Here is a 584-nt window from a genome sequence, read left to right on the forward strand (position 1 = left end):
GAGCCTTGCGGCCTATGTGCTGGCAAGCTTCATGCGGCGCGATGTGCGCTCGGCCGAAGCGGGTTTGAAGTATTTCGTGCTGGGCGCGCTGGCGAGCGGCATCCTGCTTTACGGCATCAGCCTGGTCTATGGCTTCAGCGGGACCACGTTGTTCTCGTCGATTGCCACCGCTTATGGCGCTGGCCAGTCGCTTGGATTGACCTTCGGTCTCGTGTTCGTGTTTGCCGGGCTGGCGTTCAAGATGAGCGCGGTGCCGTTCCACATGTGGACCCCCGACGTGTACGAAGGCGCGCCGACGCCGGTGACGGCGTTCTTCGCCTCGGCCCCCAAGGTAGCGGCGATCGGGCTGGCGGTGCGCGTTGCGGTCGAGGCAATGGGCCCTGCGACCGACCAATGGCGGCAAATCGTGATCTTCGCGGCGCTTGCCTCGATCATCTTCGGTGCGGTTGCGGCGATCGGGCAGACCAACGTCAAGCGCCTGCTGGCCTATTCGTCGATCAACAATGTCGGCTTCGTGCTGATCGGTCTTGCCGCCGGTACGCAGGACGGCGTGGCGGCAGTGCTGTTCTACCTTACGGTCTATG

General features: G+C 63.7%; 1 protein-coding gene. It reads left to right on the forward strand.

The annotated features are described in order from the left end of the window. A partial coding sequence (locus tag AACY49_RS30020; protein ID WP_339527853.1) for an NADH-quinone oxidoreductase subunit N occupies positions 1 to 584 on the forward strand: 584 nt, incomplete at both ends.

Origin of the sequence: Pseudomonas sp. EL_65y_Pfl2_R96 (assembly GCF_963970905.1) — a bacterium.
Classification (GTDB): domain Bacteria; phylum Pseudomonadota; class Gammaproteobacteria; order Pseudomonadales; family Pseudomonadaceae; genus Aquipseudomonas.